Source organism: Campylobacter concisus (assembly GCF_002913865.1).
In the GTDB taxonomy this organism is placed as follows: Bacteria; Campylobacterota; Campylobacteria; order Campylobacterales; family Campylobacteraceae; genus Campylobacter_A; species Campylobacter_A concisus_AM.
Map to the genome: position 1 here is coordinate 1 of NZ_POYX01000024.1, position 22,941 is coordinate 22,941.

At 42.3% G+C, this 22,941-nt stretch carries 21 protein-coding genes and 1 pseudogene; 3 read left to right on the forward strand and 19 right to left on the reverse strand.

The features are described from left to right. Positions 1–390 precede the first annotated feature (390 nt). From CYP77_RS01650 to CYP77_RS10305, 5 genes and pseudogenes are all read right to left on the reverse strand, one after another. Positions 391–2,832: a molybdopterin-dependent oxidoreductase gene (locus tag CYP77_RS01650; RefSeq protein WP_103567890.1), complete on the reverse strand. Its 2,442-nt coding sequence runs from the start codon at positions 2,830–2,832 to the stop codon at positions 391–393. 20 nt (positions 2,833–2,852) lie between these two features. Continuing rightward, entirely contained in the window at positions 2,853–3,422 is a 570-nt protein-coding gene (locus CYP77_RS01655) for a hypothetical protein (RefSeq protein WP_103567891.1), read from the reverse strand. A gap of 166 nt (positions 3,423–3,588) precedes the next feature. Then, on the reverse strand, positions 3,589–5,187 hold the full coding sequence (locus CYP77_RS01660) for a flagellar hook-basal body complex protein (RefSeq protein ID WP_181001941.1): 1,599 nt from the start codon (positions 5,185–5,187) through the stop codon (positions 3,589–3,591). Positions 5,188–5,195: 8 nt separating this feature from the next. Then, entirely contained in the window at positions 5,196–5,903 is a 708-nt protein-coding gene (locus CYP77_RS01665; RefSeq protein ID WP_009295055.1) for a flagellar basal body rod modification protein, read from the reverse strand. A 121-nt stretch (positions 5,904–6,024) separates the two neighbouring features. Continuing rightward, positions 6,025–6,298: pseudogene (locus tag CYP77_RS10305) on the reverse strand (flagellar hook-length control protein FliK); the annotation flags it as partial. 1,175 nt (positions 6,299–7,473) lie between these two features. Between CYP77_RS10305 and typA the strand changes: the two are divergent. Next, on the forward strand, positions 7,474–9,276 hold the full coding sequence (typA, locus tag CYP77_RS01675; RefSeq protein ID WP_004317297.1) for a translational GTPase TypA: 1,803 nt from the start codon (positions 7,474–7,476) through the stop codon (positions 9,274–9,276). 813 nt (positions 9,277–10,089) lie between these two features. Here typA and CYP77_RS01680 read toward each other — a convergent pair. From CYP77_RS01680 to CYP77_RS01705, 6 genes are read right to left on the reverse strand one after another with little or no spacing between them, the layout of a single operon-like run. After that, the gene (locus CYP77_RS01680; RefSeq protein ID WP_103567894.1) at positions 10,090–10,512 is read right to left on the reverse strand and encodes a Sua5 YciO YrdC YwlC family protein; all 423 of its coding nucleotides are present in this window, start codon (positions 10,510–10,512) and stop codon (positions 10,090–10,092) included. Beyond that, entirely contained in the window at positions 10,490–11,392 is a 903-nt protein-coding gene (locus CYP77_RS01685; RefSeq protein WP_103567895.1) for a DMT family transporter, read from the reverse strand. Before CYP77_RS01685 ends, CYP77_RS01680 begins: the two co-directional genes overlap by 23 nt. A gap of 5 nt (positions 11,393–11,397) precedes the next feature. Further along, a complete protein-coding gene (locus tag CYP77_RS01690; protein ID WP_103567896.1) occupies positions 11,398–12,075 on the reverse strand; it encodes a DUF799 domain-containing protein in 678 nt (225 codons plus the stop codon). Continuing rightward, positions 12,065–12,469: a DUF4810 domain-containing protein gene (locus CYP77_RS01695; protein ID WP_103567897.1), complete on the reverse strand. Its 405-nt coding sequence runs from the start codon at positions 12,467–12,469 to the stop codon at positions 12,065–12,067. The genes CYP77_RS01690 and CYP77_RS01695 overlap by 11 nt, the downstream gene beginning before the upstream one ends. Beyond that, positions 12,454–13,122: a CsgG/HfaB family protein gene (locus tag CYP77_RS01700; protein ID WP_103567898.1), complete on the reverse strand. Its 669-nt coding sequence runs from the start codon at positions 13,120–13,122 to the stop codon at positions 12,454–12,456. The genes CYP77_RS01695 and CYP77_RS01700 overlap by 16 nt, the downstream gene beginning before the upstream one ends. A 44-nt stretch (positions 13,123–13,166) precedes the next feature. Then, complete coding sequence (locus CYP77_RS01705) at positions 13,167–14,519, reverse strand: MATE family efflux transporter (protein ID WP_103567899.1); 1,353 nt, start codon at positions 14,517–14,519, stop codon at positions 13,167–13,169. Positions 14,520–14,670: 151 nt separating this feature from the next. Here CYP77_RS01705 and CYP77_RS01710 point away from each other — a divergent pair, with 151 nt between their 5' ends. Together CYP77_RS01710 and CYP77_RS01715 are read left to right on the forward strand one after the other, a co-directional pair. After that, positions 14,671–15,447, forward strand: coding sequence for an acyl-CoA dehydratase activase (locus tag CYP77_RS01710; protein ID WP_103567900.1), 777 nt, complete (start codon positions 14,671–14,673; stop codon positions 15,445–15,447). Continuing rightward, positions 15,434–16,591 (forward strand): double-cubane-cluster-containing anaerobic reductase, encoded by a 1,158-nt coding sequence (locus tag CYP77_RS01715; RefSeq protein WP_103567901.1) that lies wholly within the window; start codon positions 15,434–15,436, stop codon positions 16,589–16,591. The genes CYP77_RS01710 and CYP77_RS01715 overlap by 14 nt, the downstream gene beginning before the upstream one ends. 101 nt (positions 16,592–16,692) lie before the next feature. Here the strand turns inward: CYP77_RS01715 and CYP77_RS01720 are convergent, their stop codons facing one another. From CYP77_RS01720 to CYP77_RS01755, 8 genes are all read right to left on the reverse strand, one after another. Further along, positions 16,693–17,352, reverse strand: a complete 660-nt coding sequence (locus CYP77_RS01720; protein ID WP_103567902.1) for a hypothetical protein — start codon at positions 17,350–17,352, stop codon at positions 16,693–16,695. 115 nt (positions 17,353–17,467) lie between these two features. Then, positions 17,468–18,130: a hypothetical protein gene (locus CYP77_RS01725; protein ID WP_103567903.1), complete on the reverse strand. Its 663-nt coding sequence runs from the start codon at positions 18,128–18,130 to the stop codon at positions 17,468–17,470. Continuing rightward, positions 18,127–19,464, reverse strand: coding sequence for an amidophosphoribosyltransferase (gene purF, locus CYP77_RS01730; protein ID WP_103567904.1), 1,338 nt, complete (start codon positions 19,462–19,464; stop codon positions 18,127–18,129). The genes CYP77_RS01725 and purF overlap by 4 nt, the downstream gene beginning before the upstream one ends. Positions 19,465–19,736: 272 nt before the next feature. Continuing rightward, positions 19,737–20,507: a 4-hydroxy-tetrahydrodipicolinate reductase gene (gene dapB / locus CYP77_RS01735; protein ID WP_103567905.1), complete on the reverse strand. Its 771-nt coding sequence runs from the start codon at positions 20,505–20,507 to the stop codon at positions 19,737–19,739. 309 nt (positions 20,508–20,816) lie between these two features. Next, positions 20,817–21,755 (reverse strand): NAD(P)/FAD-dependent oxidoreductase, encoded by a 939-nt coding sequence (locus tag CYP77_RS01740; RefSeq protein ID WP_103567906.1) that lies wholly within the window; start codon positions 21,753–21,755, stop codon positions 20,817–20,819. Positions 21,756–21,764: 9 nt separating this feature from the next. Next, positions 21,765–22,211 carry a hypothetical protein gene (locus tag CYP77_RS01745; protein WP_103567907.1) on the reverse strand — a complete coding sequence of 149 codons (447 nt, stop codon included), beginning with the start codon at positions 22,209–22,211 and terminating at the stop codon, positions 21,765–21,767. Continuing rightward, entirely contained in the window at positions 22,211–22,525 is a 315-nt protein-coding gene (trxA, locus tag CYP77_RS01750; RefSeq protein WP_021092602.1) for a thioredoxin, read from the reverse strand. Before trxA ends, CYP77_RS01745 begins: the two co-directional genes overlap by 1 nt. Positions 22,526–22,598: 73 nt before the next feature. Beyond that, a complete protein-coding gene (locus tag CYP77_RS01755) occupies positions 22,599–22,940 on the reverse strand; it encodes a YraN family protein (protein ID WP_103567908.1) in 342 nt (113 codons plus the stop codon). Between the last annotated feature and the right edge of the window lies 1 nt (position 22,941).

The window sequence follows — 22,941 nt, forward strand, 5'->3', positions numbered from 1 at the left end:
GTCATATCGGACTTAAATCTAAAATTTTACTAGCAAATTTTTAGTCAAATTTACACTGACTTTGAAATTTACTCAGCAATCAGCTTGATCTAAAAGCACATATAGGTAGCAGTTTGTCTTTTTAAAGATATAGAAATTTCTTTGCTTCGTATCTTTTAACTAGGCGATAAAGCGCGTCTAAATTTACGAAAATGTAAATTTAGTAGTGATCGTTTTGGTTTCATAGATAAATTCTAGCGCCAGTTGTTATTTCTGATAAGTGATATTTAGCGCCTTAGGGTAGGTTGATTAGACTAACTATGGGTCAAATTTAAGCCACAAGATGATTTTGATTAAAAACAGCAAATGATCAAATTTAGCCCCCAAACGAGGGCTAAATTTATATAAATTCTACAAAGATTGCAAAATTTTTGGTTTAGAAAACGCAGTGATCGGCTTGATCTCGCCTTTATATTTTTCCAAATTTGCAAGGATCGTGTGTCCGCAGTTGCTTTGAGCGATGCTAGATGTGCCTTTGTCGCGAGTTAGGACATTGACGCAGCCATGCTTACAAAGGCTCTTCTCGCCTAGCACTTCAGGATCGTACCATGCGCCTTCGCAGATGGCGATGACGTGCTCTGGGATGATGTCGGTGACTAGCGCGCCAACCAAAATTTCGCCTCTATCGTTAAATACTCTCACCACGTCGCCAGTTGCTATGCCTTTTGCTTTGGCGTCATTTACGTTTATTAGCATTGGCTCGCGCGCGCATACTTCAGCGTAGTTTCTGATTATTGAGTTATTTAGCTGTGAGTGGAGGCGGTATCTTGAGTGTGGGGTTGTGACGCTAAATGGATACTTTTTGGCTTTTTCGCTGCCAAGCCACTCAAACGGCTCGATCCAAGCAACGTGTGGCGCAAAGTCTTTGTAGCCAAATTTGGCGATAGTTGGAGAGTAGAGCTCTATCTTGCCAGATGGCGTGCCTAGGCGGTTTTTGTGAGGATTTTCTCTAAAAGCACTAAGCCTTGTGTAGTATCTGCTCGCTTCGTCATCTTGCTCAAATCTAACATACCCCTCTTTCCAAAACTCGTCAAAGCTTGGCATCTTGACATTTATGCCTTTAGCTTGCTCGGCTGCGTCTGCGTAAAATTCTTTCGCCCAGCCAAGCTCATCTTTGCCCTCTGTAAAGACCTCTTCTCTGCCCCAGCGTTTGCAGATTTGTGAGCAGATCCAGTAATCGCTCCTGCTCTCGCCCATAGGCTCTACGACAGGCTTGTAAGCCACGATGTATTCGTTTGTAGGCACGCTTTGGTTGATGTCATTTCTCTCGACTTCAAGGGCTACTGGCAAGACGATGTCGCTTAGTTTTGCTGTGCTTGTCCAAAATGGCTCAGCTGTTATTACGGTGTCAAATTTACGCCACGCTTTTACGGCGTTATTTACGTCTTGATGCCTTGTAAACATCGATCCAGACGCCATGTAAGCCACTCTCATGTGTGGTAGCTTGATCTTTGAGCCGTCATAGTCTATCTCTTTGCCAGGGTTTTGCAAAGCCTCGATCGATCTTGAAGATGGGATGGTGACGTTTTTAAATTTCTTCCAAGGAGCGCCATCTACGTTGTCGTATTTCTCGCTTATGCTAGTGCTGATGCCTTTTAGTGACGGAGCGATCTTGTCTGTAGCGCCATTTGAGTAGTAGAGGTTAAACTCAAAGCCAAGACCCTCTTTGCCTATCTGACCTAGCATCGCACTAAGTGTTACTATGCCCCAAAAGCCCATCTCGCCGTGATCTTGTCTTTGAAGTGACCTGCCTGCGATGATGACGCTTGGCTCTTTTGCAAGTGCTGTTGCAAATTTAGCGATATCATCAGCTTTTACGCCACAAATTTTACTAGCCCAGTTGATATCTTTTACCACCTTGTCGGTTGTGCCAAGTAGATAGTCTTTAAATTTATTAAAGCCAACTGTGTATTTTTTGATAAATTCTTCGTCATAAAGCTTGTTTTCATATAGATAGTGGCACATGCCAAGCATCATTGCTACGTCGGTATTTGGACGAACGATGATAGCTTCAGAGTCAAGGTATCTTGTGGTATCGTTTTTAAAGACGCAAACGCTATAAGTTTTTATGCCTGCCTCTTTTATCTTTTTGATGCCAAGATAGCCATCATGTGTTGGTGGTTGCCATGAAATTTGATCAGTTACAAGTGGGTCAGTGCCCCAAAATACAACATTTTTAGCGTTTTTAGCGATAGCCTCCCACTTTGTCGGAGCATCATAAACGGCGCTGTTGCCTAGGACGTGAAGCATGATAACAAGGCCAGCACCCGTTGAGTAGTCGCCGCTCTCTTCTACATATCCGCCAAGCACTTTTAGCATCCTGTGACCAACAGTCCTACCCCAGCTGATCTTGCCGCTACCGCCCCACCAGTAGCACTCGCCGTAGATGCTCTCAGGGCCATATTTGTCAAAATTTTCTTTTAAGGCTTTTGCTGCTAGATCAAGGGCAGTATCCCAGCTAACGCGCACAAATTCCTCTTTGCCACGAAGCTCGCTTTTTGCTGCGCCTTTTGCTTTTAGATAGCTCTTTCTTACGTATGGATAGAGTACGCGGCTCTCGTTTTGGATGAGGTCTGGCAAGCTATTGTTCATGGTATTTGGAAATTTATCGCCCTCAAATGGATCGACGGAGACGATTTGGTTTGAGTTGGTATTTGCCCAAAATAGGCCAAATCTATTTGCGCCAAAGGTCTTGCTTTGATCAAAGATGGTCTTAGTCACGCCCTCTATCTTGTTTGCCTGCGCTGCTGTGGCAGCAAGTGCAGAAAATTTTATAAAATCTCGCCTTTTCATATTTTCTCCCTTATGAAAATTTATTTTACTTTTTTGGCATTGTGTTGTAGGTATTTAAGCACTAAATTTAGATCAGTTTCATCAAGTGCAACAAATTTCGCATCGACCATACCAGATAAATTTGCTGGCCACTGAGCAGCTGTAAAGCTGTTTGGCTCATGCAGCCTGTGACATGCCGAGCAGGTCTCTTCATAAATTTTCTTTGCCTTTGCGTAGAGCTCTTTTTGGTTGCCACCAAGCGCGTCATTTGGCACTTCATAAACGCCATCAGCTTGGTACCAAACCTCTCCGTAGTCATCTTCAAGGTCTTTTACTTTTTTGAAATTTGCCTCGCTCTCGTTATCAAAAGCTACAAAGACTTCAGGGTCTTCTACGCTTCTTTGAAGCTGAGCCAAGTAGTTTGCCGACACTACACCACTAACCTTGATTTTACTCGTTTTATCGCCTTTTTCGACTACCTCAACTGGCGTTAAAACCTCAATCTTACCGATCATCTTGCCATCAAGTGTTATGTTTGCATCTTTTGCGATCACATCAGCACCAAAGGCAAGACTACAAGCTAGCACTGGGGCTAAAAATAGCATTTTCATTTGACAATCCTTAAAAAAATAAATTAAATGAATTTTATAACCAGCATGCTTAAAATTATATTGATATATTTAGAGAAAAGTAAGTATTTTAGGGGACTTGAAAGGTCTAAAGTAAATTTAAAGTTATAAAAATAGGGCGATTGCTCGCCCAAATTTAATTTAAGGATTATTTCTTCATCTGGATAGCAGTTTGTATCATCTCGTCGCTTGTTGTGATGCTTTTTGCGCTCGCTTCGTAGGCCTTTTGCGTGACGATCACCTCACTTAGTGCTTGACCAAGATCGACGTTACTCATCTCGAGCTTGTTTGCTAAAATTTGCGCCCCATAAATGGTCTCGCCAGCTTTGTTTTTGTAAAAAAATGGCTCGCCAGAGTTAGCGGTGGCTTCATAGAGATTGTCGCCAACCTTTGCCACGCCTTGGTCATTTATGAAGTGATAAAGGGCTACTTTTGCCACTGGAAATGCTCGCGTATTGTCGAAATTTGCCATGATGTTTCCACGATCATCGACGCTATATTTTGATAAAAGCCCCTCAGCGTAGCCATCTCTTTTTATGTTGAAGTCTTTTCTGGCGTTTGCTGAGCTTGTCATGCCGTTATAAACGTCTGCATCGCCGTCGCCCTCGAAGTTTAAATTTACGCCGCCAACGCTTGTTAGTGTATTTGCCACAAGCCTGCCACTGCCATTAAATGTAAGCGAGCCCATTGCTGTATTTTGCACGGCTCCGCTAGCGTCAGTTATCGTTGCCACCGCGTCCCAGATAGTCTGGTCGCCAGTTTGTGGGATCTGCTTGGTTAAATTTATAGTGACCAAGCTCTTTGTGCCGTCTGCGTTGTAGATATCAGAGGTTAGCTTTTCTTTGTTTGGCACTTCAACGAGCGAGGTGACTTCAGCATTTGCCTCTAAATTTGCAAAATCCATAAATTTAAGGCTCTTGTCGTTTATCTGCCAAGTGCCGTCACCCTCAAGTGTGGTTGAAAACTCGCTAAATTTACCATCTCCGTCTTTTACTTTTACGACCACGCTGTCACCAGCTTTTGCGCCAAGAGATGTGGTGCTTAGCGGGATCTGTCCGTTTAGTGAGATCGTCTTGTTTGTATTATCAAGCGTGTAGGCGTATTCGCTAGCATCAAGCGCTGTCGTTTTTTTATCTGTTATGCGGCTTGAGTTTAGGTTGCCTTTTAAGCTGATATTTGTAGTAGCCTCAGCTGGCATAAATAAAAAATGAGGCAGTGTTATGCCCTTTTGCGAGCCAGGATCGCCCAGATTTAGCTCCTCTTGCGAGACCGTGTAAGCTTGTGGGGCGCTTGAGGTTTGGCCGTATTTTTTAAGAGCGCTCGCACTTGGCGTGGTTGGAGTGAAATTTGCAAGCGTGCCAAGGAGTAAATTTCCCCTAGTATCTACTAAATTTCCAGCCGCATCTATGTCAAAAGTACCTGTTCTTGTGTAGTAGTTTTTGCCTGTCTTATCGACAACACCAAAGAAGCCATCTCCGCCTATGGCAAGGTCAAAGTTGTTATCAGTGCTTTGAAAGCTACCATTTGACATGTCAAGTGCAGTCGTTTGCTTGGTAGCTCCAAGTCCCACTTGATCGCTAGTTGGGCCACTTCCTGCTGAGACTAGGTTTTGGTTTATTAAATTTTTAAACTCAGGGATTGAAGCTTTGAAACCGACATTGTTTATGTTTGAGATGTTGTTTGACCAAACATCCATGCCAAAGCTTTGCGTCTTGATGCCGCTAACCCCGTTGTAAAAACCTCTCATCATGGCTTTTAGCCCTCGTAATATTCAGATACTTTATCCATTGAAACGTATTCGCCAGCTACCTTCATCATAGCCTTGCCATCTACAAATTTCACCGCCTCGACTGGATAGTTGCCTACTTGCGTTTTGTACTCTTTGCCATCTTTGCCAGTGTAAGTTGCCGAAATGGTATATGAGCCATTTGGCACTTGGTTGCCAGATGCGTCTTTGCCGTCCCAAGCTAGGTTATGAACGCCTGCATTTGTCTCGTTTAGATCAGTTGTTCTTACGACTTGACCATTTGCATTTTTGACCTCGATTTTGCCATTTGCAAGATCTGTCTTAAAGTAAAGCGCAAATTTTGCATCTTTTTTCTCATCTGTTAGTGTGACTGCATTTGAGCCTGTTGAGACCATCTTGCCAAGGGCTGAGATAGCGTAGGCATTTGCGTTTGATTTTAGCTGATTTACTAGCTCTTTCATCGCTTTGTTTGTGTTCTCTTGCATCTCGACTGATGCTAGTTGGCTAGTTTGCGTTAGCATCTTTTCAGTATCCATAGGGCTTGTTGGGTCTTGGTGCTGAAGCTCGGTTAAAAGTAGCTTCATAAATGCATCTTTATCTAGCTGTCCATTTGGATTAGTTCCTGTGCTAGCTGCAGCGTCTTGTCTTGCTTTTGCCTTTTTCTCGGCGTTTTTTTGCTGCGTTGTTTGTGTGGTTATATCTGAAACTGAAGCCATAATCTCTCCTAAATATATCTTGGTATTACTAGCTCAAGCAAGCTTTGTTCCGCTTGGCCGTTTTCGCTCTCATCGCTTTGATTTGAGCTATATTTGTTTTTTGCTTGTTCTCTTTTTTCTTGTCTTTGGTTTTGGTCTGAGAAATTCATCTCAAGCTCGGTAAATCCCATATTTACAAGGCTGTTTTTAAACTCAGCTTGGTTTTGCAAAAAGAGGTTCATCGTAGCCGTTGTAGAGTTAAAATTTACATGCAAATTATTGCCGCGATTAACCATTGTGATCTCGACCTCGCCTAAATTTAGCGGGTTAAGCGTGATGTTAAAGCGAGTGATCGGCGCTTTGTAGTTTTGCACCTGCTCTTTTAGCGTAGAAGAGAAGTTACTAAGCGTCTCTTTTATCTCGGCCTTTGTCTGAAGCTGGTGTTTAGCGCTATTTGCGATGTCTTTTACCATTTGATTTAGCTCTGATTTATTATCACTGCTAAAGGTCTCCTCACTTGGCTCAGCCTCGCTCATCTGCTCTCTTTCTGGAAAGAGTAGTGACTCAAGAGTTGGGGCTTTTTGCGCCTTTTGCTCGTGTAAATTTACCTTTACTTTTGGCTCTTTTGGCTGCTCATCTGGCTCAATATCCACTATCTCATCATCAAGCTTTACTTCACTATCATCTAGCTTTTTAGGCTCTTCTTTGACTAAATTTTTAACTTCGCTGACTGGATTTGCCACCACCTCTTTTAGCAAAGTATCAAGCTTTACGACCTCTTTTGGCTCGTTTTTGATGATAGTTTGCTCGACCTCGTTTTTTAGCTCTTTTAGGTAAAAAGGCTTGTCCTCAGTCTTTATCGGTGTGAAAAATTCCTGCTTGCCTAAATTTTTAAACATCTCGTTTAGTTTTGGCACATCTTCATTTGAAATTTCTATATTTTCAAGGCCAAGGTCAAATTTCTTAGCAAGGTCGATAAGATCGCTAACGCTTTTAACGTTGCTAAGCTCTTCGACGTTTTGGGGCACACTTAAGAAATTTGCTATTTTGTCGCTGAAATTTGGAAATTTACTTACCTTTTCATTGCCATTTAGTATCTCTAAAACTTGCAAAAGCTGCATGAAATTTGCATTTTCATAGAGCTCATTTTTTGTATCTTCGTCCAAATTTTCTTCAAGTGCGGCCGAAATTTTTGCCACGCTTTCGTTTTGCGCCTTTTCTATCGTCTCTTTTTGGATATCAACAGTTTTTACTATCTCTTTGACATCCTTTTCGGTGATCTTTTGACCGCTATTTGCCTTGCTCGCAGCCGCATCCAAAACCATCGACAAAAACTCGCCGTTGTTTTGAGACTTCTTCGCAGCTGCAGGCTTTTTATTAGCCGCAGGAGCTAGCAAATCTACGTTGTTTTTCGCTGTGTAAGCTTGCATTTAATCCCTTTAAATTTAAAAACTTAACGCTTACATGCAAAATCTATTCCAAAAATTAATTTCTTGATATCAGCTTAAAATTTATAAAAATTTGGATATAATCTGCCCCTATTTTAAAACTGATAAAGCGAAAAATATCAAACTAATAAACGGAGAAACATTTGGAAAAGATACGAAATATAGCCGTTATCGCGCACGTCGACCACGGTAAGACAACAATGGTTGATGAGCTTTTGAAGCAGTCAGGAACATTTAACGAGCATCAAAACCTTGGCGAGCGTGTAATGGACAGCAACGACATCGAAAGAGAGCGTGGCATCACGATCCTTTCTAAAAACACCGCCATTCGCTACAAAGATACAAAGATCAACATCATCGACACCCCAGGCCACGCCGACTTTGGTGGCGAGGTAGAGCGTGTTCTTAAGATGGTTGATGGTGTTTTGCTGCTTGTTGATGCGCAAGAAGGCGTTATGCCACAAACTAAATTTGTCGTCAAAAAGGCGCTCTCACTAGGACTTCGCCCAATCGTCGTCGTAAATAAGATAGATAAACCTGCAGGCGATCCAGACCGCGTTATAAATGAAATTTTTGACCTTTTTGTCGCACTTGACGCAAATGACGAGCAGCTAGAATTTCCAGTCGTTTATGCTGCTGCTAAAAATGGCTACGCAAAGCTAAAACTAAGTGATGAAAACAAAGATATGCAGCCACTTTTTGAGACTATCCTAGCTCACGTACCAGCTCCAAGTGGTAGCGACGAGAACCCACTTCAGCTTCAAGTTTTCACGCTTGATTATGACAACTACGTCGGCAAGATCGGCATTGCGAGGATTTTTAACGGCAAGATAGCTAAAAACCAAAATGTCATGCTCGCAAAGGCTGATGGCACGAAGACAACTGGTAGAATTTCAAAACTCATCGGCTTTATGGGACTTGATAGGATCGATATAAACGAGGCTGGCACTGGCGACATCGTAGCGATCGCTGGCTTTGACGCGCTTGACGTTGGCGATAGCGTCGTTGATCCAAACAACCCTCATCCGCTTGATCCGCTCCATATCGAAGAGCCAACACTTAGCGTTGTATTTTCTGTAAATGATGGCCCACTTGCAGGCACTGAGGGCAAACACGTCACATCAAACAAGATCGATGAGCGCCTTGCAAATGAGATGAAGACAAATATCGCGATGAAGTATGAAAACATCGGCGAGGGCAAATTTAAAGTAAGCGGTCGTGGCGAGCTTCAGATCACCATTTTGGCTGAAAATATGCGCCGCGAGGGCTATGAATTTTTACTTGGCAGACCTGAGGTCATCGTAAAAGAGATAAACGGCGTAAAATGCGAGCCATACGAGCTTTTAGTGATCGACGCGCCTGATGATACGACAGGTACAGTCATTGAAAAACTTGGCAAAAGAAAGGCTGAAATGGTCTCTATGAACCCAACAGGTGATGGCCAAACAAGGATCGAATTTGAGATCCCAGCGCGCGGACTTATCGGCTTTAGAAGCCAGTTTTTGACTGATACAAAAGGCGAGGGCGTTATGAACCACAGCTTTTTGGAGTTTAGGCCACTAAGCGGCACCGTCGAGCACAGAACAAACGGCGCGCTAGTTTCTATGGAAAACGGCGTAACGCTTGCTTATTCGCTATTTAACTTGCAAGATCGTGGCGTGCTATTTCTTGATCCACAAGCAAAAGTCTATGTGGGCATGATCATCGGCGAGCACAGCCGTCCAAACGACCTTGATGTAAATCCAATAAAAGGTAAAAACCTAACGAACGTGCGTGCAAGCGGTAGTGACGACGCGATCAAACTAGTACCGCCTAGAAAGCTAAGTCTTGAGCGTGCGCTTGAGTGGATAGAGGACGACGAGCTAGTCGAGGTTACGCCTATAAATATTCGCGTTCGCAAGCGCTATTTAGACCCAACAGAGCGCAAAAGAAAAGCAAAACTATAATCCAAATTTGCTAGCAAATTCCCTTTGGTGCCAGCCAAAGGGGCTAGCAAGTGAAATTTAAACCCAAAAGCAAATTTAATAATCAGCTTGTAAATTTATCTATTTATGCCAAGTGGAGTGGGCTAAATTTAGCCAAATTTAGGGCTTGGCTGCTTTAAATTTATAAAGGCTATTTTTTGATTCTGGCGCTTTAAATTTGTAAATTTATGCTTGGTAAGTAAATTTGCCTGATCTGATGCCGTCACGAGGAATTTATAGAGTAGTTTGCATTTTATAAAGACTATTTTTGCCCGCAAAAAGCAATCAGTTATGGTGAGTGGATTGGTTTATTTGAATTTACAAAAGGGTTAAATTTAGATTTTGAAAGCTATTAAAATTACTCAATTATCTCTTTTTGGTGGCGAAATTTGTTAAAGCTCTCATTTTGGTTTAAATTTGCATTGTGGGTGTTTGTGGCAAAGTGCGTGGCTGCTTTACCCACACAAAACGAGCTAAATTTATGTAATTTGATGGTCTTGTAAATTTAGTTGTTGAAATATCTTGGTGCAAATTTATATCAGCTAGTGCTTGGCTAAAGCATCTGGCAGACTTTAAATTTCAAAATATAGTCTGGAGCGAGGCTTATAATACGAGATAGGCTAAATTTAGTTTGGATATTTGTAAATTTATCTAATTAGTAGATTAAATTTAGACCTTGTCTAAAAAACTAGCTTTTAAAACCGCTCTTGCAAGCTGTGAAATTTAGCAAATTTATCACCTCAAACCACAACAAAAACCACCTAAATTTAAGAAAAGTACAGGGTGTAAATTTAACTAGCGGATCTTTTTTAGTCTGCTCTTTGAAATTTTATAAATTTTTGATGGCATATCTTCAAAAAAATGCTCATCAACAACTTCATCAGCCACGCTTCTAGCCCAAGCTTCATCAAATTTCATACCATTTTTATTTGCGCTACTTGAATAAAGCCAGTCAAATTTGCTTAGGAATTTCTCGTGTTCGCACTCTTTTACGACTCTGATCGCCTTTAAATTTGGATATAAAAATGTCGTCTTTTTTGAGCGACGGATGAAATTTTTATATTTTTTTGGCGCTCTTGCAAGCTCACGTAAGACACTAAATTTAGCCGTCGTGATGAGGCAAGGCTTGCCCTCGTTTCGCATTTTGGCGTGATTTATCTCCTTGTAGTCCTTGCTTAAAAAGCCAGCTGTCGTATCAGTTTGCGCTAGGTATATCATCTCTCTTCTTTGAAAGTAAAAATATGCAAGATATGATGAGAGCAAAGCCTAAAAAGTCCCAAAAGACGAATTTCGTCCCAAGCCAAAAGTAGCCAAAAAAGGCCGCACTTAGTGGCTCTATGCAGGCTATCATGCTAGCTTTCGAGGCACCTATGAGCTTGACTCCAGTCATATAAAAGCTAAATGCAAATATCGTGCCAAGCGTGATAATGGCGAAAAATGCTAGCCACTGCGCCGTGCCACTAAGCCCTGCGAGCTCCCACACTCTCATATAAAGGCAAAGCACCACGCCACCTATCACCATGCCCCAGCCAATGGTTAGAGCTACGGAGTATTTGGCATTTAGTCTTGTTGGAGCAAGGCTGTAAACGCAGACACAAACAGCACTTACTAAGCACCAAAATAGCGCTTTTGGTGAGATGACAAGGGCTGAAATTTGAGCGTGCGTGGCTAGGAAAAAGACCCCAAACATCGCACATAGTAGTGCCAAAATTTCAAGCGGTCTTGGCGCTCTTTTCTCTTTTAGGCAGATGATGGCTAGGATGAGAACTGGGGCTGTGTATTGAATGACGGTTGCAACTGCGGCGTTTGAGAGCTCGATCGAGTAAAAATAAGCATACTGCGTCATCATGAGCCCAAGTATGGCGTATATAAGAAGCTCTGCTAGCAGTTTTACGTCAGTAAGTGGCGCAAAAACGGCCTTTGGAGCTTTAAAAGCGTAGTAAAGCACGATAAAAGCGCCAGCTAGCAAGAGCCTATAAGGTACTAGAAAATCAGCGCTTATGCCTTGCGAGAAGAGGTACTGCCCACAAACTCCGCTAAACCCCCAAAGTACGCCACCAACTAGCGTAAGAAGCACTCCAAGTTGATGGCTGGACATTAAATTTATCTATCTTTATGAAGCTGGGCGTCTTTGCCGTAGTGCGGCGAGTATGGCCCATAAAGTATGCAGTCATGGCAGTTTCTTGAAAACAAGTATGCGTCAGCTCTCACTGCTAGGTCGTACGATCTATCTGAGATGGTGTTTGCCACCTGCGTGATGACAGCTGAGACTAGCATGCCAAGCAGGCTGTTTTGCCCGCTGCCGCTATCCTCTGCGGCTGCTGCCTCGCCCTGCCAGAGTGTCGCGCCACTTTTTATATCGACTAGCTTTGCTTCAAGCACTACCTTTGTCGAGCTTGAGACCACGACGTAGCTTGTACCATAGTCTTTGATGTTTATGTAAAGCACGCTATCGGCATGGAAAATTTTATCAAGTTTATTTAGTGGCACGGCTGCGATCTCGCTTGGCTCGGTTATGCCATTTTGCTTAAATGTATCATTTACAAGAGCCACTGGAAATACATAGTATCCAGCCTCGCTAAGTGGGGCTACTGAGTTAGCCAGAACCGCTGCTGAGCCAGCAACCTCGGTGCTATCGTTTGTTGGCATGAGTACTAGGATGGAGCGTGGCTTTTTTTGCAAAAAGGCTGAGTAGTCGTATGGCTCAGGCTCTTTGAAAGAACAACCCGCAAAAAAGAGCGCAAGAAGCGTCACAGCTATAAATTTCAGGCTATTTTTCATCTTTTGCTCCCTCTTTTTTACTCTGCTTTTTTGGGGTTAAATTTTTAGAGCCCTTGATGAAATTTATAAATTCTTTTGACTCTGGGAAATTTTGCACCTCTTTGTCAAAATTTGCATTTGCAGCGCCTAAATTTCCGTTATTTAAGTATAAAAGTCCAAGGTGCGCATAAAGCCCAGGGGCAACCTTGTAGCCCCTTTGGGTTGAGTTTTGCACTAAATTTTCTAAGCGTGAAATTTGCTCGGTTGCGTCGCCATCCTCGTTTAGATAGCTATATAGCGAGCTGCTATATGTGCCGTCCCAGTAGTAAAGCGACCTTGGGCCACTTGCGTTGCTACATCCTACTAGCACGAGCGCAAGAGCGCCAAGGCAGGCAAGCTTTATTTTACTTGCCATGCTCCGCTTTCTATGCCATTTACTAGGTTATTTACCGCTTCAACTATCGCTAGGCTTAGCACCTTGCCATTTAGCGTAGAGTCGTATCCTGCGGTGCCGCCAAAGCCGATAACCTCTCTGTTTGAAAGGGTGTATTCGCCAGCGCCGCTAACTGAATAGACGACCTCAGCCGTTTTGGTATCGACAACGTTTAAATTTACCTTTGAGTAGGCAGTTTGTTGCTTGCCTTTGCCAAGTATGCCAAATAGCTGGTGATCGCCTGTTGTCTTGCGGCCAAACTCAGTCACATCGCCAGTTATGACGTATCTTGAGCCTTTTAAATTTTGAGCCTCTTTGCTTAGCTCGCTCTCTTGTTTGAGGACTGACATATTTGATCTTTCAAGCACTGAAAATCTACCGCTTTGCTGTAAATTTGTGATCAAGATGCTTTGAGCTTGGTTGCCAAGTCTATCTTCATTATCGCTAAAAACGCCACTATTGTAGCTTGATTGGTTATTAAAGCGGCCAATAGAAACTGAGACTTTTTTGCCGTTATAAACTGAGCCGTAGCTTGCTACTTTTGGAGTTTCTACCACTCTTGAGCTCTCGCTTGCACATCCAGCAAAAAGCGCTGCGATCACTAGAGCTGCACTAAATTTTAAAACATTTTTCATCTTTATCCTTTGTGACAAAATCGTGTGTATATTACTACTTTTTTTTAAATGGCTCGAAATTTCATCCACGTACCATTTGCGTATCTGCGCACAAAGAGCACCGCCTTTACTGCCCAGTCGGCAAACATCGCAAACCAAGTGCCTATCATGCCAAGATCAAACGTGAGCGCAAATATATAAGCTAGCACGATCCTGCAGGCAAACATGCAGGCTAAATTTACTATCATCGGATATTTTGCGTCCCCAGCAGCTCGAAAAACGGTCGGATAGGTGTAGGCAAGTGGCCAGATGAGGCACATCGCGATGCCATGATACCAGGCGATCTGCCTTGTTAAATTTATGGCCTCGCTTGAGAGATTATAAACGCGAAGCAGCGGCTCAAGAAGTAGTAAAACTACAGCCGTGCTAAAAAGCTGCACGATGTAGATGCTTAGCATTGATTTTCTCACGTAAAATTTAGCCTGATTAAAGTCATTTGCGCCGATACATCTAGCCACGACGACGCTTAGACCTGTGCCTATCGCCATGCCAGGGAGCACCTGAAACATCACGATCGTCCCGCCCACGGCATTTGCAGCGATGCTTGCCGTGCCAAAGAGCGAAACAAGGCTCAAAATGATGATGCGACCCACGTAAAACATCGAATTTTCAAAGCCATAAGGCACGCCGATATTTAAAATTTTCTTGATGATCTCGTAGTCAAATTTATAGACAAGGCTCTTTCTTATGTGAAGTTTTAGCTTGATATCAAGTAGCAGATAGACGATGACAAAGCAAGCGAGCGCTCTTGCTATGAGCGTGCTAATGGCAATGCCAAGCACCCCTGTGTGAAATGTGTAGATGCTAATGGCAGTTAGCAGCACATTTAGTAAATTTGCAGCCGCCATGATATACATAGGTAGCTTTGCGTTTGACATCGTGCGAAAGATCGCCGCAGCTGCTGCATAGACTGCTAGAAAGGGCGCTGAAATGGCGGAGAAAACGAGGTAGTGGCTAGCATCGCTCCTCACTTGCTCGCCGATATCGCCAAAAACTTTATCTAAGATGAGGTCTTTTAAAAGGATGATGGCAATGGCTATAAATATGGCGAAAATTAGGCTAAACCAAACTAGCTGATCGGCGGTATTTCTGGCGTTGCCGCTTTGTTTGCTACCTAGATACTGGCTAGCGACCACCGAGCCACCAGTGGCTATGGCGGTAAATATGCTAATAAATAGCGCCATGACAAACTCCACAAGGCTCACCGCACTCACCGCACTTTCGCTAACACTTGCTGCCATTAGCGAGTTAGCAAGCCCTAGGCTGTACTCTAAAAACTGCTCTACGGCGATAGGGAAAAATAGCCTTGTAAGGTCGGCATTTGAGAAAAATCTCTGCTCGTTTGTCAAATTTTTCAAATTTTATCCCCTTTGTAAAGTGTGGGTAAATTATAAATTTTAAAAGGTGAAAAGGCTATAAATTTTGGGTCTTATTTATTGACAAATTTGTCTTAAAGGGAGTAAAATCACGCCAGTTCTAAGTTTTAGAAAGACCTTTTTTGGATACAAAATGCACTCAATCGGAATCGATATAGGCTCAACATCTGCAAAAGTAGCAGTCATGGAAGCTAGCGGCGAGATAAAGGAGCTATTTTTACTCCCAACAGGCTGGAGTAGCGCAGATACGGCCATGCTTATAAAAGAGCGAGTTTTAGCTTTAGGCCTTGGTGAGCTATATTTTACAGCGACTGGATATGGCAGAGTCTCGGTGCCATACGCTGATAAAACCCTTACAGAGATCACCTGTCACGCGCTTGGGGCGCACTACTTTTGCAAAAGCGACTGCACAGTTATAGACGTGGGTGGACAAGATACGAAGGCCATCAAGCTTGAAAATGGCTCAGTGACGGACTTTACGATGAATGATAAATGCTCAGCCGGCACTGGTAAATTTCTTGAAGTGATGTCAAACCGCCTTGGAGTTAGGTTTGATGAGCTTACACGCCTTGCTAAAAATAGCGACAAAGATATATCCATAAGCTCGATGTGCACGGTCTTTGCGGAGTCTGAGATCATAAGCCTCATCGCTCAAAATATCTCACGAGAAAATATCGCAAAAGCGGTGATCGCCTCAGCTGTAAATAAAATTTCAAATTTGGTCAAAAAACAGGCAAATACGAGCTACTTTTTAAGCGGCGGCTTTAGTAAGAGCGAGTATGTAAGAGAAAATTTAGAAGTGTGCTTGCAAGCTAGCGTCAGCACACACAAAGATGCGATCTACTGCGGTGCGATAGGCGCTAGCCTTGCAGGTATAAGAAATTTAAGGAGAGAAAATGGCGATAAATGAGAGTATGAGTTTGAGCGAAATTTTCGCTACCTATGATGGCGCTAAGAAAAATTTAGCCCAAAACGTCGAAGCGGTCAAAAATAGCGGACAAAAGATCGCGGCTATCTTTTGCACCTACACGCCAAGGGAGGTCATCCACGCGGCAAACGCTTACAGCGTGAGTGTCTGCGCGACTGGCGATAACGCGGTCGTTGAGGGCGAAAAGTACCTGCCTAAAAACCTCTGTCCGCTCATAAAGGCAAGCTACGGCTTTGCAAAAGCGAACAAGTGCCCATTTGTGCGAAACTCTGATATCGTTATCGGCGAGACGACGTGCGACGGCAAGAAGAAGATGTATGAGCTAATGGGCGAATTTAAAGATGTGCATGTCATGCATTTGCCACATTTCAAGAGCCAAAAGAGCTTAGAAATTTGGCAAGATGAGGTCAGGGAGCTAAAAGAGCGTCTTGAGGCTAAATTTGGCGTGAGCGTGAGCGATGAGGAGCTTAGAAACTCTATCAGGCTATTTAACAAAGAGCGCGAGCTAATGGGGGAAATTCAAAATTTCATGAAACTAACGCCACCACCGATGAATGGCAAAGAGCTGCACGCACTGCTATATGGAAATGGCTTTATATTTGATAAAGCCGAGCAGATAAGCGACCTTGAGATCGTCGTAAATAAGCTAAAAGAGTGCGTGAGGGACAAAATTTCACCCGTGCATAAGGACGCCAAACGCATCATCATCACAGGCTGTCCAAGTGGCGGAGTCTATGACAAGATCGTGCCAGCCATAGAAGAGGCAGGCGGCGTCGTGGTGGCTTACGAAAACTGCACTGGAACTAAAAATTTTAGCAACCTTGTCGATGAAAATGACGATCCAATTAGCGCCATAGCAAAGCGCTACATGGCGATACCTTGCTCGATCATGTCGCCAAATAAAGATAGAGAAAATGTGCTTCAAGAGATGATAAAAGAGTATAAGGCGGACGGCGTGATCGACGTTGTGTTGCAAGCCTGTCACACCTATAACGTAGAAACTACCAATATAAAAAGGGCATGTAGCGAGGTAGATACGCCTTATATGGCGCTTGAAACGGACTTTTCTACAAGCGATGCTGGGCAGAGCAAGACAAGGCTCGAGGCATTTATAGAGATGCTTTAGGATAAATTTGGCTTTAAATTTAAAGTAGCTGACTTGAAAATGGTTAAATTTACTAAATTTACAAGTCAGCTAAAGCGAATGAAATTTATTATTTGGCTTGCTTAATAGAGCAAAAGCCACCATGCAGAAGCATCTTTATAAATATATCTCATGTGTTGATAATCGTAAAGAACAGAATTCCATTTTTCATCGCCATTTTTCATTTTGTCGTTATACTCTTTTGTCTTTTCTCTATCGCCTAAATTTTTATACATGTCACGTAGATCTCTACATATATAGGCGCTTTTTAATTCATTGCAGCCATATTCAAGCATTTTTACATCTGCTTTTGACTCAGAAAGTGCTTTTGCATAGTCAGAATAAATAGATTTGGTATTTTTATCTTTTTTTGCAAAATAAACTATTTTCCATTTTATCAAATCAAGAGCAGGTATATTGCATGCTGGAGCGAATTTTTTGTCATAACAATATTCTGGCACTGTTTTTTCATAAAAATTTGCTACTTTCTTAATGTCTTTACTAGCTAAAGCTTCTAGTTTGTCTAGCCAAATACAACCTAGATCATTGCCTTGATCAAGGCACCAATATTTTGCATCATCAATTCGCAGATCTTTGTCTGAAAAAGAACCTAATGACATTAGCTCTTTCTCCCCACTATAATCATAATTTGGCTTTTCTCTACTACTCCCAAAGCCCCAAGCATATACGCTACTTGTGGCCAACACGCTGGCTAAGACCGAAGCTAAAATTTGCTTTCTCATCTTTATACTCTCCTTTTTTTGGTTAAAAAGGCATTCTACCCCCCCCCGTGCTTAAAATAAATTTTAAAAGGGTGCAGACCCATGAAAAAGTATAAATTTAGTGTCTGAGTGTCTGCTAAAATGTGCAGAGTATGTCAAGCAGTCTGCCAAGCTTTTGCATATCATTTAAGAAAAGCTGGTTTGGTTTTTGTGTAAATTCCTTAGCTTCGTCTAGGATTTTAGGCTCAGCAATGCTATAAGCAAACTCTTTTTTTAGGATCTTCGCACCCTTTTTATAGACAAATTTTGCCTCAATAAAGCTTGCAAAAAAGCTATCATCTCTTAAGTAGTAGTTGGTGCTCGCATTTACAAAAACTGGCTTTTGAGCTAAAAACTCACCGCAAACGCCGTTTTGCGAGCTAAATTTAACACTCTCAACCACGTCAGATCTTATCTCGTAAAACCTTATCTCGCTAGATTTTTTAAGAGCCAAAACGTCACTAGTTTTGTTTAAATTTATAGAGGCGCTATCTGCTTCAATGACGTTTATAACGCCACTTACTAGAGAATAAGCACTTGTCGTTTTATTTTGGTCAAGAAAATTTACCATGCCAAAAAATGGCACACTAGCATTTTTATCAGCCAAATTTGGCATACTTTTGATTAGTAGCTGCTGCTTTTCGCCGTTTAGCTCAAAGTAGCTCACCATGATGGAAATTTCATCCTTTTTGTTAGGTATCTTTTGCGAGCAGCCTGCAAAAAAGAGTATTGCTAGCAGCAAAACTACTAAATTTCTCATTTTATGAAATAATCACCATCAAAGCTAACAAGCGAGTATTTTCTCTCGTTGCCGATACTCTCTTTAAGCTCATCAATGCTTAAAAACTCCAAGCTATCAGCTCCGATGTACTCTCTGACCTCTTCGACGCTTTTTTTAGCGCTTATTAGCTCCTCAAAGCTTGGTGTATCGATGCCGTATCGCTCAGGATACTTGAGCTCAGGGCACGCAACTCTGAAGTGAATTTCTTTCGCCCCTGCGTGCCTTAAGAGATCGACTACCTTTTTAGAAGTGGTGCCACGAACGATGCTATCGTCGATCACGACGATGCTTTTACCAGCTAGCACGCTTGACATTGGGTTTAGCTTTAGTTTGACCTTTAAATTTCTCATCTCTTGGCTTGGCTCGATAAATGTTCTGCCCACATAGTGGTTTCTGGTGATGGCTAGCTCAAATGGAATTTTACTCTCATTTGCATATCCAAGCGCTGCTGGCACGCCACTATCAGGCACAGGCACGACAAAGTCAGCCTCGATCCTGCTTTTTCTAGCAAGCACCTCGCCCATCTTTTTTCTCACCTCATAGACGCTTTTGCCCTCTATCACGCTATCTGGGCGCGCAAAGTATATGTACTCAAAGGCGCAAATTCTAGGCTCTGGCTCGAAAATTTGCAAGCTTTGAAACTCGTTCTTGCCATGCTCAAAAACTATCATCTCGCCAGGTCTAACATCTCTTATAAATGTTGCTCCCACAAGATCAAACGCGCAAGTCTCGCTAGCTACGATATATCCGCCGTCCTTTAGCCTGCCAAGGCTTAGCGGCCTAACTCCCCAGCGGTCTCTGATGGCAAAAGTCTTGTGGCGTGATTGCACGAGCAAGCAGTAAGCGCCTTTTATCTTATCAAGTTCTGCGATGATGCGGTCTTGCAAGTGTTCGTCGTGGTTTCTTGCGATGAGGTGGATGATGTTTTCGGTGTCCATATTTGTCTGAAATATCGCGCCATCTTTGATGAGCTCGTCTCTAACCTCGTCTTTATTGACCAAATTTCCGTTGTGAACGATCGAGATTTGACCTAAGGCGTAGTTGGCAGCTATTGGCTGGGCGTCGCGGCCTGAGTTTTTGCCAGCTGTCGCATAGCGGTTGTGACCGATCGCCATGTCGCCCTTTAGAGAGCTCAAGATCTCCTCATTAAAGACCTCTGTGACTAGGCCGTTGCCCTTGTGAGTGGAAATTTCTCCGTCGTTACAGACGCTGATGCCACTTGCCTCTTGACCGCGGTGTTGCATAGAAAATAGCGCATAATACGCCGTTTTCGCCGCATCTTTAGAATTTATGATACCAACTATCGCACACATCTTTTATCCTCTTTTCATCTTTTTAAATTTCATCTTTGTAGTTAAATTTCATAGCCAACGCTAAGCACTTTTTGTAAGTGGCGTGTTATCCAAAATTCTGACACATTCGCCGCTATTTGCACCATTTATAACAATCCAAATACGCTAAAACTAAATTTTATCATCTCAAATCAAACTCGCCAGCTCTTAAATTTTGGCGATTTTCGCGCTCTGGCAGGTAGAATTTATCGCCAAATTCTAGCTTGTAGCTCTGCGCGTCATCAAGACTAAATTTAATCATCAAGCCCCAAACTATCATCTATTGAGTAAAGACCGCTACCTTGATCTTTTAGCCAGATGGCAGCCTTGATCGCACCTTTTGAGAAGGTCGCTCTGCTAGTTGCCGTGTGGTTTAGCTCGATAAATTCGCCGTCATTGTAAAAGCCAACCGTGTGACGACCGACCACATCTCCGCCACGAAGTGCCATAACCGCGATCTCATCTTTGCTTCTTGCGCCCACCATACCGGCTCTACCAGTTACTAAAACATCTTTTAAATTTAGATCCCTTGCCTCTGCCACGCAACCAGCCAAGGTCATCGCAGTGCCACTTGGAGCGTCCTTTTTGTATCTGTGGTGCTGCTCGACTATCTCTATATCAAATTCTCTTAAAACTTTTGAAGCTATCCTTGCTATACGGTTTAACACTGCTACACCTAGACTCATGTTTGTTGCGTAGAGTATGGGCATAGTGCCTGATGCTAGGTGTAGCAAGCTTTTCTCATCGTCGTTTAGCCCAGTCGTGCCGATGACTAGTGGTTTTGGGTTGGTTCTAGCGTAGTTTAGTAGCGCCACCGTCGCCTCTTTTTGGCTAAAGTCGATGATGACGTCGCAAGCTTCAAAAAATTTAGCAAAGTCATTTGTCAAAAGCTCATTGCTTAAATTTTCAACCTCATTTTTTTGGCTAAAAGCGACGCTTAAAATGGCATTTTTCTCATCTTTTAAACAAGAGATGATACTCTGAGCCATCTTGCCGCTAGCGCCGTAAAGTCCTATTTTTACCAAAATTTATCCTTTGATTTTTGGTTGAAATTTAACATAAAATTTATTATAGAGAGATTACGAAATGGCTTTTGAAAATAGCTATTTGAGGCAAAAAATTTAATTAAAAATTATCATTGTGATAAGTATTAGACGCACCCACTTTTGCCTATTTTATGTAAAAAGGCGGCTAAGCTCTGTCTTAGAGTTATTTTCTTTTAAAAGAGGTGTTCTGATTAGCCTAAAAATCAAGCATTTTAAAAATATAAATTTTGCTAAAATGGTTTATTTTAAAAGAGAAATTTAGCCAAAAAATTTGGCTAAATTTGAGTATTAATGTAAGCTTTCTATGTAGTTCATAGCGCTAAGTGCAGCCACTGCGCCATCACCTGCTGCTACGACCACTTGTTTTGGAGCGTCCTCTCTGATGTCGCCTGCTACAAAGAGCCCTTTTAGGCTAGTTTGCATCTTAAGGTTAGTCTTTACCTGTCCGCCATCAGCCATTTCGCAGATAAATTTGCCGTTTTCATCTTTTAAAATTTCGTTATTTACATTTAGTCCGACAAATGTGAAAATGCCCGGCACATCAAGCACGCGCTCGCCATTTTTAGTATCAAGCACGATCTTTGTTAGGCCCATTTTATCGCCAAGCGCCTCTTTTACAGTCGCACTTGTTATAAACTCGATCTTCTCATTTTTTCTAGCTTTTTCAACGGTTGTTGGTGCCGCTCTAAACTCGTCACGTCTATGCACTAGATAAACTTTTGAGCAGATATTTGCTAGGTAAAGTGCCTCTTCAACAGCTGTGTCGCCACCGCCAAGAACGGCTACCTCTTTGTTTTTGTAAAAGAAGCCATCGCATGTTGCGCATGTGCTAACGCCTTTACCAAAGAACTCGTCCTCGCCTTTAAAGCCAGCACGTCTCGGGGTTGATCCAGTCGCTACGATGACAGCTTTTGCCTGCTCGCTCTTGCCACCTTCAAGCAAAATTTCAAAGCTGCCGTCGTTATTTTTTCTAACGCCAATAACGTTTGCCCACTTATGAACTAGTCCAAATGCACTGCACTGCTTCCACCAAGTGCTCATAAAGTCAAAGCCGCTCTCTCCAGGGGCTTTTTGACCTGGGTAGTTTTCTATCTCTGAGCTAGAGGTGATCTGACCGCCAGGCTCGCCTTTTTCAAACATTACAACATTTTTTAATCCGCCTCTAGTGGCGTAAAGTCCGGCGCTTAGTCCTGCTGGACCGCCTCCGATGATCGCTAAATCAAGCATAAATTTCCTTTATTCTAAAACTTTTATGGACGAATTTTGTTTATAAATTTCGCCCCTTTGATGAACTATCTCAACACTGCTAGGTAGCTTCGTGATGCTTAAATTTCGCATCAGTTCTAAAACTGTATTTACATCAGAGCTTATGTATTTTAGTGTCGAGTTTGACTCATATCTTTTTTGAAAGATATCGATCGCCACAACTGTTTCATTTTTGGTTGGTAAAATTTCGTCTAATTTTGATTGATTTGAACTGAAGATTAAAAGCGTGTATTTTGGCTCTTTTGGAGTGAAAATTTCGCTTTTTTCGTAAAAAACTAGCTTCGCAAAATCAACAAATTTATATTGTGAAAAACGATAGTTACTATACGCAAATGCAGCCGCTATCATAGCTGCACCAAAAAATGAACCAAATATATAGGTAAGAGGAAGCAGACTTCCTCTTCTTTTTTCGCTCATTAAAGAAGCGAATTTAGTTTGTCAGTTAGGGCTTGTTTTGACTGCGCACCGACCATTTGCTCAACTAGCTCGCCATTTTTGAAAAATAGCAATGTTGGGATCGATCTGATGCCAAACTCAACTGCAAGATCTTGCACTTCATCGGTATTTACCTTGCAAATTTTCGCTTTGCCCTCGAAGTCTTCAGCAAGCTCTTCGATCACTGGGGCTAGCATACGGCAAGGTCCGCACCATGGAGCCCAGAAATCTACTAGAGCAACGCCTTCTTTTGTTACATCAAAATTTTCTTTTGTGAGTTCGATGTATTTTCCCATTTGTTCTCCTTATTTTCAAGATGTGGCAATTATACAAAATCAAATTTAAATTTTAGATAAATAATAAATTTTATTATAAACTAATATTTTCTATCAACTCAAAATTTTCATTTTTTACAACAAGCAGATCGAGCTGAAAGTCCCTATTTGGCTCATTTTTCATCATATAAAAATTTATCGTTTTTAAAATTTTCATATATTTCGCCTTGTTTAGACGGTACTGGGCCTCGTATTCTCCGCTGGTTGCTTTTACCTCTATAAAGTGCAAAATTTTATCACTTCCAAGCGCAATGATATCGATCTCGCCAAATTTAGAGTGAAAATTTCTCTCTAAAATGACAAAACCAAGCTTACGCAAAAACTCGCAAGCCCTATCTTCCGAGCTCTTGCCAAAGAGATACTCTTTTAGCCCCAAA

Bases quoted from the DNA above. Each gene is read 5' to 3' on its own strand.
- CYP77_RS01650 (WP_103567890.1), bottom strand. From the start codon at position 2,832: ATGAAAAGGCGAGATTTTATAAAATTTTCTGCACTTGCTGCCACAGCA.
- CYP77_RS01655 (WP_103567891.1), bottom strand. From the start codon at position 3,422: ATGAAAATGCTATTTTTAGCCCCAGTGCTAGCTTGTAGTCTTGCCTTT.
- CYP77_RS01660 (WP_181001941.1), bottom strand. From the start codon at position 5,187: ATGAGAGGTTTTTACAACGGGGTTAGCGGCATCAAGACGCAAAGCTTT.
- CYP77_RS01665 (WP_009295055.1), bottom strand. From the start codon at position 5,903: ATGGCTTCAGTTTCAGATATAACCACACAAACAACGCAGCAAAAAAAC.
- CYP77_RS01680 (WP_103567894.1), bottom strand. From the start codon at position 10,512: ATGATATACCTAGCGCAAACTGATACGACAGCTGGCTTTTTAAGCAAG.
- CYP77_RS01685 (WP_103567895.1), bottom strand. From the start codon at position 11,392: ATGTCCAGCCATCAACTTGGAGTGCTTCTTACGCTAGTTGGTGGCGTA.
- CYP77_RS01690 (WP_103567896.1), bottom strand. From the start codon at position 12,075: ATGAAAAATAGCCTGAAATTTATAGCTGTGACGCTTCTTGCGCTCTTT.
- CYP77_RS01695 (WP_103567897.1), bottom strand. From the start codon at position 12,469: ATGGCAAGTAAAATAAAGCTTGCCTGCCTTGGCGCTCTTGCGCTCGTG.
- CYP77_RS01700 (WP_103567898.1), bottom strand. From the start codon at position 13,122: ATGAAAAATGTTTTAAAATTTAGTGCAGCTCTAGTGATCGCAGCGCTT.
- CYP77_RS01710 (WP_103567900.1), top strand. From the start codon at position 14,671: ATGCACTCAATCGGAATCGATATAGGCTCAACATCTGCAAAAGTAGCA.
- CYP77_RS01715 (WP_103567901.1), top strand. From the start codon at position 15,434: ATGGCGATAAATGAGAGTATGAGTTTGAGCGAAATTTTCGCTACCTAT.
- CYP77_RS01720 (WP_103567902.1), bottom strand. From the start codon at position 17,352: ATGAGAAAGCAAATTTTAGCTTCGGTCTTAGCCAGCGTGTTGGCCACA.
- CYP77_RS01725 (WP_103567903.1), bottom strand. From the start codon at position 18,130: ATGAGAAATTTAGTAGTTTTGCTGCTAGCAATACTCTTTTTTGCAGGC.
- purF (WP_103567904.1), bottom strand. From the start codon at position 19,464: ATGTGTGCGATAGTTGGTATCATAAATTCTAAAGATGCGGCGAAAACG.
- CYP77_RS01740 (WP_103567906.1), bottom strand. From the start codon at position 21,755: ATGCTTGATTTAGCGATCATCGGAGGCGGTCCAGCAGGACTAAGCGCC.
- CYP77_RS01745 (WP_103567907.1), bottom strand. From the start codon at position 22,211: ATGAGCGAAAAAAGAAGAGGAAGTCTGCTTCCTCTTACCTATATATTT.
- trxA (WP_021092602.1), bottom strand. From the start codon at position 22,525: ATGGGAAAATACATCGAACTCACAAAAGAAAATTTTGATGTAACAAAA.